The following is a 12,768-nucleotide window of genomic DNA, read 5'->3' as shown; positions in this document are numbered from 1 at the left end:
TTTTACCGCAGCCAAAGTCCATGCCTAATTGTTTGCCAGGGCTGGCGAAGATTGTTAGAATTTTACTTAAGCATTTGGTTACTTTTTGTAACTAATCTGATAAAAGCAGCTGAAACAGGAGAAAATAATGGAATTAAACTACAAAGAACTCGCGGCCGCCAAAAAGGACGCAATCTTAAAGGACTTGAGCGAATTGATCGCCATCGACTCTTCCGAAGACCTGGAAAACGCCACTGAAGAATACCCAGTTGGCAAGGGCCCGGTTGACGCCATGACCAAGTTCCTCAGCTTTGCCAAGCGGGACGGCTTTGACACGGAAAACTTCGCCAACTACGCCGGCCGGGTCAACTTCGGTGAAGGCGCTAAGCGCCTGGGTATCATCGGCCACATGGACGTGGTGCCAGCTGGTGAAGGCTGGAATCGGGACCCGTTCAAGATGGAAATCGACGACGAAGGCCGGATCTATGGCCGGGGCAGCGCCGACGACAAGGGGCCAAGCTTGGCTGCCTACTACGGGATGCTTTTGCTCAAGGAAGCCGGCTTTAAGCCAAAGAAGAAGATCGACTTCGTCTTAGGGACCAACGAAGAAACCAACTGGGTCGGGATCGACTACTACTTGAAGCACGAACCGACCCCAGACATCGTCTTCTCACCAGACGCTGAATACCCGATCATCAACGGTGAACAAGGGATCTTCACTTTGGAATTCAGCTTCAAGAATGATAATGCTAAGGGTGACTATGTCTTAGACAAGTTCAAGGCCGGGATTGCCACTAATGTGACTCCGCAGGTTACCCGGGCAACCATCTCCGGTCCTGACCTGGAAGCAGTCAAAATGGCTTACGAAAGCTTTTTGGCAGACAAGGAGCTGGACGGGTCATTTGAAATTAATGACGGTTCAGCCGACATCGTATTGATCGGCCAAGGAGCCCACGCTTCAGCTCCGCAAGTCGGCAAGAACTCAGCTACCTTCCTGGCCCTCTTCTTAGACCAGTACGCTTTTGCCGGCCGGGACAAGAACTTCCTTCACTTCCTGGCTGAAGTTGAACACGAAGACTTCCAGGGCAAGAAGCTGGGCATCTTCCACCACGACGACTTGATGGGCGACTTGGCCAGCAGCCCGTCCATGTTTGACTACGAACACGCCGGCAAGGCCAGCCTCTTGAACAATGTCCGCTACCCACAAGGGACTGACCCGGACACCATGATCAAGCAGGTCATGGACAAGTTCAGCGGCATCCTGGACGTTACTTATAACGGCTTTGAAGAACCGCACTACGTGCCAGGCAGCGACCCAATGGTGCAGACTCTGCTCAAGGTCTACGAAAAGCAGACCGGCAAAAAGGGCCACGAAGTCGTAATCGGCGGCGGGACTTACGGCCGCCTCTTTGACCGCGGGGTTGCCTTTGGGGCCCAGCCGGAAAACGGCCCAATGGTTATGCACGCGGCCAACGAATTCATGATGCTGGACGACTTGATCCTGTCCATCGCCATCTACGCGGAAGCCATCTACGAATTGACCAAGGACGAAAATCTGTAAGAAAAAGCTGAAAAGGCAATTTCCTGGGCTGACTTAATTTTGTTTAGTTTAGCCTGGTTAAAACAAAATATTCTTAACTTTAGTGGGGTATCAAACTAATTTTGTTTTGACACCCCACTTTTTTTGCCCTTTCTTAAGCGATTTTTCCTTTACAAAAAATGCTGAAGCTTATATTATAAAACCATAAATTCTTATTTGATTTTAATTTTTGCTTAGCAGAAAGGACTTGCTTTATGGAAGACCGCAGCATTCAAAACACGGACGGAACCATCCGCTCCTTGTCCAACCGGCACGTGCAAATGATTGCCATTGGCGGCACGATCGGGACCGGCCTGTTCTTGGGGGCCGGGACCACGATTTCTGCCACTGGCCCCTCAGTTATTTTTATCTACGCCATCATGGGCCTCTTCTTCTTTTTCCTCTTGCGGGCATTAGGAGAGATGTTCTATTTTGACGCTAACAGCCACACCTTCGTCTCCTTCATCAGCAGATACCTGGGCGAGGCAGCTGGCCGCTTTGCCGGCTGGACCTACTGGATTGGCATCCTTTTTGCTTGCATGGCGGAATTGACGGCCGTTTCAACCTATGTCCAGTACTGGCTGCCCGGCCTGCCCGCCTGGCTGATTGAAGTAGCGGTTTTAGGCCTCTTGACCCTGCTTAATCTGACGGCGGCAAAGCTTTTTGGCGAAACTGAATTCTGGTTTGCCATGATCAAAATCATCGCCATCATCTCCCTGGTCGTAACCGGGATCATCATGGTTGCCGCGAATGCCAAGACACCGGTTGGCCAGGCCAGCCTCAGCAACTTCACCGGCAACTTCTCCCTTTTGCCAAAAGGCAAGTACGCCTTCTTCACGGCTTTCCCGATGGTCTTCTTCTCCTTTGCCGGGATTGAGTTCGTGACGATTACCATCGGCGAAGCCAAGAACCCGAAGAAAGTCATCAAGAAGGCCGTCAACGAAACCTTGCTCCGGATCCTTCTTTTCTACATTGCTACTTTAACCGTAATCATGTGCGTCATCCCTTGGGGAAAAATTACCAGCGGGACAAGTCCTTTCGTCCAAGTCTTCAAGATTGCCGGCTTTAATGCCGTAGCCTCGATCTTTAACTTTGTCGTATTGACTGCCGCAGCATCTTCTCTTAACTCCGGCATCTTTTCCGCCGGCCGCCACTTCTTTCAATTGGCTGAAGAAGCCCCTAAGGGGTCATTTTTGAAAAAGCACTTCGCCAAGATTTCAGCAAACGGCGTACCAGCCGCGGGGATCGCGGTCTCCGTTGCCTTAATGCTGATCGCGCCAATCATGAGCTTCTCCAGCACTGCTATTGAAGTTTTCGGCACGGTAGCCGGGGCAACGAGTGACATGTACATCCTGGTTTATGTTCTGGCCCTTCTGGCCCACCGCAAGTACCGGGAATCCAGCGACTTCATGGCTGACGGCTTCAAGATGCCTTTCTACAAGGTCTCCAGTCCTTTGACCATCGCCTTCTTCCTGGTCATCTTCTTCAGCCTCTTCTTTATTCCAGCTGATGTCTTCGGGGCAAGTCTGGCTGCCAGCTGGACCCTCCTCTTTGGTGGCTGGTGCTGGCTCAGCGAAAAGCACAGAAGTGCCCATCCAAGTTTAAGCAATTAAAGTCAAATAAAAATAAAAGGCGTTGACAGAAAAACTGTCAACGCCTTTTTAGTTAGGTTTTACAAGTGTATATTTGTCTATTTATCTGCTCATCGATCAAGCGGCCGGGTAGTGAGCAGGTCACCTGTCAAGGCAACTTGGTAGCCTTGGGCGATCTTGTCCTTCCGGGACGGGTGGACTACTTGGAACTTGCCCTGCTTGACTACCCGCGGGTTGTCGCTCTTGAAGCCGTCTGGCAAAGGCAGGTTGGTTCCGTGCAGAACGACAACGATCACCTTGTAGCCGGCTTTAGTAATCTGGATCGGCGCGTAATGAAGAGTCGTATTGTAAAGTTCAACAATCGAGCCCTTTGGCACGTAGAAGAGCTGCCCGTCTTTTTGCGGGTCAATTTTTCCCCTTTGATCCAATGTCTGCCGCTTGGCCAATACCATCAGCACATCATCAAGCATAATGTTTAATTCTGAGCACTGGTGGTATTCAAAAGCGGAAAAGTCATCCGTGTGGCCGATCGTGGCCCCGGCGTCAACCGGCATCCCCGCGAACACATCTCTGCCGATCCGCTGGATCGTTTCCGTCTTTTCCAAAGCCGGAATCTTTTGCAGGTAGCTTGACCCTTTAGCCGGCATTTCGACTTGAGCCATCACCTGCTCAATTTCATCCAGCGGATAGTCATACTTGACTCCGTATTGGGCAAAATCCGGATCACTTGCTTCCAAAATGGTCAAATCCGGATTGGCCTGGCGGAAGGCCTCCAGTTTAGTCATGGTAGACACCTTGAGCCCACTTCTTGTTTTCTTCGTCAAAGAAGTGTTCATTGTCCTTTTGGTCTGGATTTGGCTTGGCAATGTGGTCGATCTTATCGATCAGCTTCTTGTTTTCTTCACTTGGCTTGTATTCAGCATTCAAGTAGCCGTCGACAATGTCAAAAATGAAGTCCCGGCCCAAAACGATGCCGCCGAAGCCCAAAACATTGGCGTTCAGTTCTTCTCTGGCGTAAATGGCTTGGGTAACGTCACCGACCATGGCTGCCCGGATCCCTTCGTTCTTGTCAGCGGCAGTTGAGATACCGATCCCAGTCCCGCAAAGAACGATCCCCAGGTCGGCCCGGCCGTCAGCAACAGCTTCTGCCACCCGCTTGCCGTACATCGGGTAGTGGGTCCGGGAGTTGTCGTAAGTCCCCATGTCCAGGACTTGGTAGCCTTCATCCTTCAAGTGGTCGGAAATGAGCATCTTGGTTGCAGTAACAATGTGGTCATTACCTAAAGCGATAACCGTGTGCTTGTCAATTTTTGGATCAACGTATTCTGGTTGTGGACGATCATTATCTAACATTTTTTGAAGCCTCCGTTAACTAAATCATCTTTTCGAGCATGTCCAAACGAACTTGGTGACGCCCTGCGGCGTATTCAGTATCCAAGTATCTTTGCACGATCGTGTTGGCCAGGTCTGGCCCCACTACCCCGCTGCCCAAAGCAATTGCCTTGGCACCGTTGTGCATCGCGGTCATGTGCGCGGTCCGTTCTTCGTTAACGTCGGCGGTTACCATCCCCTTGACCTTGTTTGAGGCCATGGCTGAACCTACGCCGTAGCGGTCGAACATTACGGCCTTCTTGATACCGTTGTCCAAAACTTCGTGGGTCACCTTCAGGCTTGATTCCACAAAGTCTTCCGCTGGTTCTGGAGTAACATCCAGGACTTCATAATCATGCTTTTGAAGGTAGTCCTTGACTGATTCCTTCAAGTTAAATCCGTCTTTGTCGCTGCCGATAACAACTTTCATTGTTATGCTTCCTTTCGTTTATTCCTCGATGCGCGTTCGTATCGATGTAAATTGCCGATAATATTCCAACACGTCAGGAGAAATCTGTTCATTGGTAACCAATTCGTCGATATCGTACAGGCTGTAGAACTGGTAAAAGTCCCGGTGATTGAACTTATACATGTCGGCCACCAGAATCCGCTTTTGCGAATTGTTAAGGCCAATGCTCTGCGTTTGTCCTTCTTCAATATCCGCCGTCAAAAGGGCAGCATCACTAATCCCATTGACACCAACAAAGGCCTTGTCGTAATTCATCGAATCCAGCTCATTATTGGAAAGCGCGCCATAGAAGCTGCCGCTGACCCGGCGGTAGGAGCCGCCGACCAAAACCAGCTTGTAGTTGCGCGGATTGCTGCGTGCCATTTCAAAAATCGGCAGCGAATTGGTCACGATTCGCAGATTTTCCTGATTTAAGCGAGCGACCATAAATTCCAACGTGGTTCCCGGGCCGACATAGATGGTTTCATTGTCATTAACCAGACTTGCCGCCACTTTGGCAATTTCCTGCTTCTCCTGGATGTGGATTTCTCTTTTCTCCTGGAAATTCTGCTCGATCCGGGTCTGGGATGAGATAGCCTGGACCCCGCCGTGCAGGCGGATGACCTTGCCGGACTTGGACAATTCATCCAGGTCCCGCCGAATGGTCATTTCCGAGACATTCAATGCCTTTGCCAGATCAGCAACTGAAACATAACCTTGCTTGGTAACCGCGATCATTATTTGATCAAGACGTTCTCTTTTTAACATTTCTCCACCTCTTGATCACCTTTGTTAATTTGTGTTCGCTTACAAACATAATATAACATCGGTGAACACCTTTTTCAATACTTTTAAACAAAATTTTTTGCACTTTTAGCGCACTTCTTTTGAGTTTTACGCTAATATGCAAAACTATCTTGTTTAATTGTAGACCAAGCAAGACAAAAAAACTGACACTTTTTGATAATTTCGCACAAAAAGTTGTCAGTTCTATCATCAAAATATTCAAACTGGTCAATTGAAAGTCAGTGTGGTCGTGATCTGGTTGTACATCTCTGGGAAGAGCCACTGCTCCCCATCCTTTTCGCTCAGTTCAACCGGCTGGCCATAGCGGTCTGGCAGGCCGCGGAAAGGCTCAATGCAGACAAAAGGCGCCTGCTTCTCTTCCGGACTCCAGACGGCCAGGTAAGGGAAGTCGCTGATATCCAAAGAAACAGCGTGCTGGTGGCCGCTGGCCAGCTTAACGCGGCTGACCGCGTCTGCCTTGTAGATCTTCAAGCCCTTGTCCAGCATCGGCCAGCTCAAAGGCAGGTTGCCATCTTTAAGGGCAACTTTTTCTTCCTTGCCACTTCTAAAAGGAGCTGGATCAATCAGCAAAGAGGTCAGTTCGGTTTGCTTTGGAGCAAATTCCAAGCGGTAGTCGGCCAAGTCCCCTTCCAGGTTGAAGGCCGGGTGAAAGCCCAGAGAATAGTACATCTTCTTGTCATTGAAGTTGTCGATCCGGTAGCGGATTAGCAATTCTTTCCCCCGCAGCTGGTACTTGACCTTGAAGGCAAAGTCGTAAGGATAGACCTGCTTGCTTTCTGGACTTGACTCAAAGAGCAGGACGATCTGGTCACTCTCCAAGCTGACCAGCTTAAATTCATAATCGCGCAAAAAGCCATGCTGCTTCATCGCGTATTTTTGGCCGTCCAGCAGGTAGGAATTATCATTTGACCGGCCAATAAATGGAAACAGCAGCGGGGCGTGCCGGCCCCAATAGCGGCTATCTGCCTGCCAGACGTATTCATAGCCGTCTTGCTTGCTCTTAACGCTCTGCAGTTCAGCGCCTAAAGAAGAAATCTTTACTTTCAGTTGCTCATTAGCGATCGCGTATTCTTTAGCCATTTTGCTTGCCCCCTAATATTTAGTGACCGTAACTTGCTTGTAGTATTTGTCAAATTGGCTTGGATCGATCCAGCCGGTCTTGGCCTGCATGGTGTTCAGCATCCCCGTCGTCATCCCCCAGCGCAGGACGTCCTCTGCCTTTTCACCCCGGTCGATAGCAACTGCCATCCCGGCCAAAGTTGAGTCGCCAGACCCAACTGGGCTGACCACCTTGATCTTAGGAATTCTGGCCTCATAGAAGTCCTGGCCGTGCTTGGCAAAGGCACCCCGGGCTCCAAGGGAAACAACCACCCATTCAATGTTGGCCAATTCCGGCCGGCTCAAGGCTGCCTTAAGAGCGTCCAGGTCATCCAGATCGATTTTTTGCCCTAAGAGCTGCTGGAGCTCAGTTTCGTTTGGCTTGATCAAGTCTGGGCTGGCAGAGAGGCCTGCTTCCAAGCTCTTGCCTGAACTGTCCAAGAGGACCTTCTTACCGGCTTGGTGGGCCAGATCAATCAGCTTGGCATAGTAGTCAGCTGGAAGGCCCGCTGGCAAGGAACCAGAGATGGTTACCAAGCTGCTATCCTTTAAAAGCTGCTTAAAGTGGTCCAGGAACTGGTCCCCGTCAGCTTCTGTCAAGGTCGGGCCGGCTTCCAAAATTTCGGTCTGCTTGCCTCCGTCGTGCAAAATAGCGATGCAGCTCCGGGTCTCTTGGTTGATGTGCCAGAACTTGTAAGGAAGCTCCAATTTCTTGAGCTGGTCTTCGATATATTGTCCAAAGTAGCCACCGGTAATCCCCGTGGCCAGGACTTCATGGTTTAACAGATTGATCACCTTGGAGACGTTGAGCCCCTTCCCGCCGGCTACCTTGCTGACCTGGCTGACCCGGTTGACGTCATCGATCTGCAGATGGTCCAGGGGGTATGAGATGTCGATTGACGGATTCATGGTGATGGTTAGGATCATTTTTTCTTTTCCTTTCTGTTGTGTGCTCATTTTTTCAATGAAGGAGTTTAAAAGAAAACCCGCGAATTTATTAGAGAATTCGCGGATTAATGTGATGAAAGTGAATTTGTTAAGTGTCTATTTACTCAATGGTTAGAGGAAGAGAGTTTTCCATGGATTAATAACGCAACGTTCTAATCTATATGGGAGTAATTGAGGAGTTGTAATAAGTAAGTTTGGGAGAGTCGCCTTATTCAACTTCCAGCTTGTCACGCCATGACTTGGCACCAGTCAGAGCCTTGTTCAAGTTTTCGATATTTTCCTTGCCTTGGGTCCGCATCCACTTGCGGCCGGCTTCTTCGCCTTCAGCCGCGAAGATCTTGATGGATGGCTTCCAAGTTGCCCGGCCGCAGAGAACGCCGTTGAACTGGGCACCGGCTTCTTCGGCCAGCTTGATTTCAGCGATGAATTCTTCTGAAGTTACGCCGGCAGACAGGAAGATGTATGGGAGGTCAGTAGCGTCGGACTGCTTCTTGAACAATTTCTTAGCTTCTTCCTGGCTGTAAACGACTTCGTTGTCACCGTTGAAGCCTTCGACATACTTGATGTTGAAAGGAATTTCCACCTTTAAGACAGTTACGCCGTAACGCGGCTTGGAGAATTCCTTTTCAGCTTCGATTACCTTGTGGGCCTTGACCTTGGCAAATTCCGGACTTTGATTGTCGGCAATGTTGGCGTCATAAGTCAACAGTTCCAGGAAGAATGGCAAGCCAACAGCTTTGGCTTCGGCACCAACACGTTCGACAAAGGCATGCTTCTTATCGTTGATAGCTTCGCCTTCGTCTGGGTCGTAGTAGAGCAGGAACTTGATGGCGTCAGCGCCTTCTTCCTTGATCCGCAGGCCAGATTGGTTTTCGATCAAGTCGCACATTCTGCCTGGTTCACTGGTGTCGTAGCCAGTCTTTTCGTATGAAAGCAGCAGACCGCAATTCTTGTCGCGAACCTTGGTTGCCGGCAGACCATATTCAGGGTCAGTCAAAATACCAGAGGCATACTTGGTCAGTTCTTCTGAAACTGCCTTCTTGTATTCAACGATGGTTTCTTCATCGGCTGGCTTGTTGGCAGCCTCAGCCAGCATTCTCTTCAAAGACCCTCTTTGGTCGATGGCCAAAGCGGAAATGACGCCGTCAGCAGTTGACAGTTTTTCCAAGTGCTGTGCAACATCCGCAGTAATTTTAATCATTAAGTTTTACCTCTATTTTTCTTTTTACTATTCCATTTATTACACGGACTTCTTGCTTGAATCTTTTTTGTCTAAAGCATGTCCAGCCCAGTTGTAGTATTTCCGGCTGTAGCGGTTCTTCTTGTTGTCCCAGACAACGATTTTGTAAAGAGCATAGGTCGTACCGATCATGGCCGCCGCTTGAAAGACCCACAGCTTGGTCAAAAGGCTGACGGCATTGATGACGATCACAAATACAGTCCACATAAAGACCCGGTCACGGCGAGCTTTTTCAGCAGCCGATACTGGTGAGTCAGACTTTTTCATAACAAAAACCTCCAAGCAAGTAATTATTTACTAATTCTTCTTTGCCTTAGCAGCAGCGTATTCAGCGTTGCGCTTCTTCATTTGCTTTGCGTACCACATAAAGAGCAGCAGGTAGGCAGCCAGAGCCAAAAGCGCGTAGACGATGAACATCCCTTGCTTGCTCCAGGCGTTACCAACCAGGTAGCCCAGGAACTTTTCAACTGGCCCTTCCATAGTCGTGTCGGAAACCAAAGTGTGGGCAGGAATTGAAGCACCAACTTGGTGAGCGACGTTGGTGACGAATGGAGCGACCAAAGTACCAGCCCACAGGAAGACAGGCAGTTCCAAGGCACCGATGATGATCATGCGGATGATCTTGCCGCGGGTGACAACCAGCAAGGCAGGTGCGATCCCCATCCCGATGATCCCGCCTAAAGGCATCAGTCTGTTGCCTGGCAGAACCATGGCTTCAAGCATCATGATTGGGGCCAAAACGTTACATGCAGCCCAGATTTCTGACCGGCCGGCGATGAATGGCCAGTCCAAACCAATGTTGAAAGTCCGGCCTTCGAACTTCTTGGTAGCGAAAGTAGAGATACCTTGGGAAAGTGGTTCAACGGATGCAATGAACCAAGAACCAATGACTGAGAATAATTCAATGCAGGTACCAGCAGTGAAGGACAGAGTAAACATGTTCTTCCAGCCGGCTTCAGTAGTGAAGTTGGTGCCAGCCAGCAGGGAAACGAAGACCCCAAGGTAAACACCGATGGCAAAGCGGCTGCCCCAGAAGCCAATCTTTTCATTCAGCTTAGCTGAGTCAAAGTCGAACTTGTCCAGCCATGGGAAGACCTTGTCAAAGAGCTTGTCGAAGACCATGATGATTGGGTTCATCATGTAGTTCATGTGGGTCGTGGTCATTGGGTTAGTGTCTGGAGCGTCCAACAGGTCGTTGAAGGTTGGCTTCATCAAGTCAGAGTTGATGATCTTCAAAGTCCCGATGAAGAGAACCAAGATGGTTGACAGCCAAAGCGGTGCCCCGCAGTACATGCAGAAAAGGCCGACAAAGGCTGAGTGCCAAACGTCGAAGATGTCGACGTCCAAGGTGTTGGTCTTGTTCCAGAGTAGCATGACCACGTTCAAGATGATCAAAACCAGCAGGTAGTACAGGGTGTAAGGTGAACCCCAGGTGATGGTAGCCAGAGGTGCCCAGCCCATGTCCAGGATATCCATGTGGATCCCGGTGTGTTCAACGAATTGCTTCATTGGCACTTGGAAGGCCGTCGTCAGCATTGACATGACGTTGCTGATGGCTGTCAAGGCGATGGCCAGCTTCATACCACCTTCAAGCGCCTTGCTGAATTTAACTCTGAAACACAGGGCAATCACCGTCAAAACCACCAGCATGATGGTTGGCGCGCCCATGTCGATCAACGGTTTAAAAACCGCGTTCGCAAAGGAAATAATCGCATTCATTTCTTTTTGTCCTCCCGACAAAAATCTTTTACTCTTTTACTCTTTGCCTTTTTATTCCGCTTCGATCTTCTTGCAGATCTTTTCTACTTCATCATAGACCGGCTGAGCCATGGCTGGAATCCGGTAAAGGATTGGACCGGCTTCAACGACTGGGATCTTTGGAGTGAAAGCCAGGTCGGTCTTAGCAATCGTCAAGTAAGCGTCGTAGTCCTTCAGCAAGTCTTCGTTGACATCCTTGATCATGACCGCGTCACACTTAACATTGTGCCCGCGCTTCTTCATTTCCGCTTCAACTGCATCCTTAATTTGGTGGGATGAGTTAACCCCGGCACCACATGCTGCCAAAAGCTTGATTTGTCTAGCCATTGTTAAAAGCCTCCTATAAAACCTTGTTTCCTAAAAATGTCCGATCATAAATTCATAGATTTCGTCTGTGGATTTGGAATTGAAGAGCTTCTTCAATTGATCAACTGGCGTCGAATTCAAGAAATCCATGATTTGTGCCAAGATGTTTGCCTGTCCTTCCGGATCGTTGTTCAAGATCATGAACAGAAACTTAACATCCAATTCCTTGTCCGGTTCGATCATGTTGTGAAACTTAACCGGGTGGACCAGTTCGATCGGCACGATCATCCGCGTGTTCACGAACTCGCCTTCCGTGTGTGGGATGGCAACATTTGGCAGTTCCTTGGAAATCGGCGAAGTGTCAATCCCGGTTGGGTATTGCTTTTCACGCTCCAAGATATGCGCAATGAAGTCTCCTTTTACATAGCCCCGATCGAGCAACTTTTGGTAAACTTCGCGAATCACGGCTTCCTTGTCAAGCTGCTCACTGATGAACACCGCGTCATCAGCAAACAAGTCAGTTTTCGTCGCTGTCAACATCACAGCACTCCTTTCAATCACAGACAATCAATGAACTATTCTGAACACTTTTTGTTTGCTTTTGTTTGATTACACTGATTATTATAGTTGACCGTTTTCAATTGTGCAAGCGCTTTTTGTGTTTTTTTGTGTTTTTTCGTTATGCCTGTTAAAAGCACTGTGGAATAGCGCTTTGGATAGATATATATGGACATATTTTCAGCTATTTCAAGCTGAAAATGTAAAGAACAGAACAAAAAGCAACAAAAATCGGCAATTTTTTTTGGCATAATCGTGAGAAAGCGCTATATTATTTATTGGCAACAAACACAAGAATGGAGGAAAAGCAGCTATGAACGCACGTACGAAAAATCTACTTTCTGCTAATTCCCGGCAGGACAGCTTACGTAAACGGGCAGAAAAAACGAACAAATATGAACAGTTAAAGAGACTGCCAGCTAAACAGTTAACGGAAAAGCTAACCAAGAAGAATCAAAAGTACCTGACCAGTCTCAAGCAGGCACTTATAACCGAAGGAAAACTTGGTCAAACAGAGGCAGAAGATTTAACTGCTCCCCTTTTGGCCAAAATCGTCATCGCCCAGGAAGAAGGGCAAACTGCCCGCCGACTCTTTGACCTGGCTCCAACAGACCTGGCCCGGCAACTGCTGCAGCCGAAAGAAGAGAACAAGGCAGAGAGCAAGTGGCCATACTTCTTTGTCGTCTGCCTGGCCTTTCTGGCCATGTTCAGCATCCTGGCCGGCGTCTATGAGTCAATCGCAAAAGGAAAGCTTGATCCAAATAGACAGATCGGCTGGCTGACGATTTTAGTCCTCGCCCTCTTTATGGGCTGGGTCGTTGTCCGCTATAAAGACCTGGTCAAAGCGGGAATCAAGCACAGTCACCTGCAGCTCTGGTCAATCATGAGTCTGGTCATGGCCGGCGCTATTATCTGGCTCCTGCGCTTGCCAGTTTTAAAAACTGTCAACCCTGCCCTGCCAGCTCCGTTATGTTTCATTGTCGCCGCTAGCGCAATCGTAACCTTGGTCCTCTTAATGCGGCACTTTAAGATCAACCATATCTTTTTTGAAGAGAGAAGAAAGCAAGCTAAGCAGTAATTAGTT

14 protein-coding genes are annotated in these 12,768 nt (G+C 49.0%); 3 read left to right on the top strand and 11 right to left on the bottom strand.

Annotation, left to right across the window (positions count from 1 at the left end; genetic code table 11):
- The first annotated feature begins 127 nt into the window (after positions 1–127).
- Entirely contained in the window at positions 128–1,540 is a 1,413-nt protein-coding gene (gene pepV, locus ACI32D_RS01425; RefSeq protein ID WP_439774883.1) for a dipeptidase PepV, read from the top strand.
- A gap of 233 nt (positions 1,541–1,773) precedes the next feature.
- Positions 1,774–3,171 (top strand): amino acid permease, encoded by a 1,398-nt coding sequence (locus ACI32D_RS01420; RefSeq protein ID WP_439774882.1) that lies wholly within the window; start codon positions 1,774–1,776, stop codon positions 3,169–3,171.
- An 89-nt stretch (positions 3,172–3,260) separates the two neighbouring features.
- Here ACI32D_RS01420 and ACI32D_RS01415 read toward each other — a convergent pair whose 3' ends face one another.
- From ACI32D_RS01415 to ACI32D_RS01365, 11 genes are all read right to left on the bottom strand, one after another.
- Positions 3,261–3,935: a DUF4867 family protein gene (locus tag ACI32D_RS01415; RefSeq protein WP_439774881.1), complete on the bottom strand. Its 675-nt coding sequence runs from the start codon at positions 3,933–3,935 to the stop codon at positions 3,261–3,263.
- On the bottom strand, positions 3,928–4,503 hold the full coding sequence (lacB, locus tag ACI32D_RS01410; RefSeq protein ID WP_439774880.1) for a galactose-6-phosphate isomerase subunit LacB: 576 nt from the start codon (positions 4,501–4,503) through the stop codon (positions 3,928–3,930). The genes ACI32D_RS01415 and lacB overlap by 8 nt, the downstream gene beginning before the upstream one ends.
- A gap of 19 nt (positions 4,504–4,522) precedes the next feature.
- On the bottom strand, positions 4,523–4,951 hold the full coding sequence (gene lacA / locus ACI32D_RS01405) for a galactose-6-phosphate isomerase subunit LacA (protein WP_003615881.1): 429 nt from the start codon (positions 4,949–4,951) through the stop codon (positions 4,523–4,525).
- An 18-nt stretch (positions 4,952–4,969) separates the two neighbouring features.
- Positions 4,970–5,737 carry a DeoR/GlpR family DNA-binding transcription regulator gene (locus ACI32D_RS01400; protein WP_439774879.1) on the bottom strand — a complete coding sequence of 256 codons (768 nt, stop codon included), beginning with the start codon at positions 5,735–5,737 and terminating at the stop codon, positions 4,970–4,972.
- 246 nt (positions 5,738–5,983) lie between these two features.
- Positions 5,984–6,856 carry an aldose 1-epimerase family protein gene (locus ACI32D_RS01395; RefSeq protein WP_439774878.1) on the bottom strand — a complete coding sequence of 291 codons (873 nt, stop codon included), beginning with the start codon at positions 6,854–6,856 and terminating at the stop codon, positions 5,984–5,986.
- A gap of 12 nt (positions 6,857–6,868) precedes the next feature.
- Positions 6,869–7,801, bottom strand: coding sequence for a hexose kinase (locus tag ACI32D_RS01390; protein WP_439774877.1), 933 nt, complete (start codon positions 7,799–7,801; stop codon positions 6,869–6,871).
- Between the two features lie 229 nt (positions 7,802–8,030).
- The gene (locus tag ACI32D_RS01385) at positions 8,031–9,023 is read right to left on the bottom strand and encodes a tagatose 1,6-diphosphate aldolase (RefSeq protein WP_439774876.1); all 993 of its coding nucleotides are present in this window, start codon (positions 9,021–9,023) and stop codon (positions 8,031–8,033) included.
- Between the two features lie 39 nt (positions 9,024–9,062).
- Positions 9,063–9,329 (bottom strand): hypothetical protein, encoded by a 267-nt coding sequence (locus tag ACI32D_RS01380; RefSeq protein ID WP_439774875.1) that lies wholly within the window; start codon positions 9,327–9,329, stop codon positions 9,063–9,065.
- Positions 9,330–9,359: 30 nt separating this feature from the next.
- The gene (locus ACI32D_RS01375; protein WP_439774874.1) at positions 9,360–10,781 is read right to left on the bottom strand and encodes a PTS transporter subunit IIC; all 1,422 of its coding nucleotides are present in this window, start codon (positions 10,779–10,781) and stop codon (positions 9,360–9,362) included.
- Between the two features lie 51 nt (positions 10,782–10,832).
- A complete protein-coding gene (locus ACI32D_RS01370; protein WP_439774873.1) occupies positions 10,833–11,147 on the bottom strand; it encodes a PTS fructose transporter subunit IIB in 315 nt (104 codons plus the stop codon).
- A gap of 30 nt (positions 11,148–11,177) precedes the next feature.
- Positions 11,178–11,666, bottom strand: a complete 489-nt coding sequence (locus ACI32D_RS01365; protein ID WP_439774872.1) for a PTS sugar transporter subunit IIA — start codon at positions 11,664–11,666, stop codon at positions 11,178–11,180.
- A gap of 331 nt (positions 11,667–11,997) precedes the next feature.
- Here ACI32D_RS01365 and ACI32D_RS01360 point away from each other — a divergent pair, with 331 nt between their 5' ends.
- The gene (locus tag ACI32D_RS01360; protein ID WP_439774871.1) at positions 11,998–12,762 is read left to right on the top strand and encodes a DUF1129 family protein; all 765 of its coding nucleotides are present in this window, start codon (positions 11,998–12,000) and stop codon (positions 12,760–12,762) included.
- The last annotated feature ends 6 nt before the right edge of the window (positions 12,763–12,768 follow it).

The sequence above is a fragment of the Lactobacillus sp. genome, assembly GCF_051873315.1.
In the GTDB taxonomy this organism is placed as follows: domain Bacteria; phylum Bacillota; class Bacilli; order Lactobacillales; family Lactobacillaceae; genus Lactobacillus.
The sequence above is the reverse complement of the archived record's forward strand: the minus strand, read 5'-3'. Positions and strand labels throughout refer to the sequence as shown.

Coding starts and splice junctions, on each gene's coding strand:
- pepV (WP_439774883.1), top strand. CDS start 128: ATGGAATTAAACTACAAAGAACTCGCGGCCGCCAAAAAGGACGCAATC.
- ACI32D_RS01420 (WP_439774882.1), top strand. CDS start 1,774: ATGGAAGACCGCAGCATTCAAAACACGGACGGAACCATCCGCTCCTTG.
- ACI32D_RS01415 (WP_439774881.1), bottom strand. CDS start 3,935: ATGACTAAACTGGAGGCCTTCCGCCAGGCCAATCCGGATTTGACCATT.
- lacB (WP_439774880.1), bottom strand. CDS start 4,503: ATGTTAGATAATGATCGTCCACAACCAGAATACGTTGATCCAAAAATT.
- lacA (WP_003615881.1), bottom strand. CDS start 4,951: ATGAAAGTTGTTATCGGCAGCGACAAAGACGGATTTAACTTGAAGGAA.
- ACI32D_RS01400 (WP_439774879.1), bottom strand. CDS start 5,737: ATGTTAAAAAGAGAACGTCTTGATCAAATAATGATCGCGGTTACCAAG.
- ACI32D_RS01395 (WP_439774878.1), bottom strand. CDS start 6,856: ATGGCTAAAGAATACGCGATCGCTAATGAGCAACTGAAAGTAAAGATT.
- ACI32D_RS01390 (WP_439774877.1), bottom strand. CDS start 7,801: ATGATCCTAACCATCACCATGAATCCGTCAATCGACATCTCATACCCC.
- ACI32D_RS01385 (WP_439774876.1), bottom strand. CDS start 9,023: ATGATTAAAATTACTGCGGATGTTGCACAGCACTTGGAAAAACTGTCA.
- ACI32D_RS01380 (WP_439774875.1), bottom strand. CDS start 9,329: ATGAAAAAGTCTGACTCACCAGTATCGGCTGCTGAAAAAGCTCGCCGT.
- ACI32D_RS01375 (WP_439774874.1), bottom strand. CDS start 10,781: ATGAATGCGATTATTTCCTTTGCGAACGCGGTTTTTAAACCGTTGATC.
- ACI32D_RS01370 (WP_439774873.1), bottom strand. CDS start 11,147: ATGGCTAGACAAATCAAGCTTTTGGCAGCATGTGGTGCCGGGGTTAAC.
- ACI32D_RS01365 (WP_439774872.1), bottom strand. CDS start 11,666: ATGTTGACAGCGACGAAAACTGACTTGTTTGCTGATGACGCGGTGTTC.
- ACI32D_RS01360 (WP_439774871.1), top strand. CDS start 11,998: ATGAACGCACGTACGAAAAATCTACTTTCTGCTAATTCCCGGCAGGAC.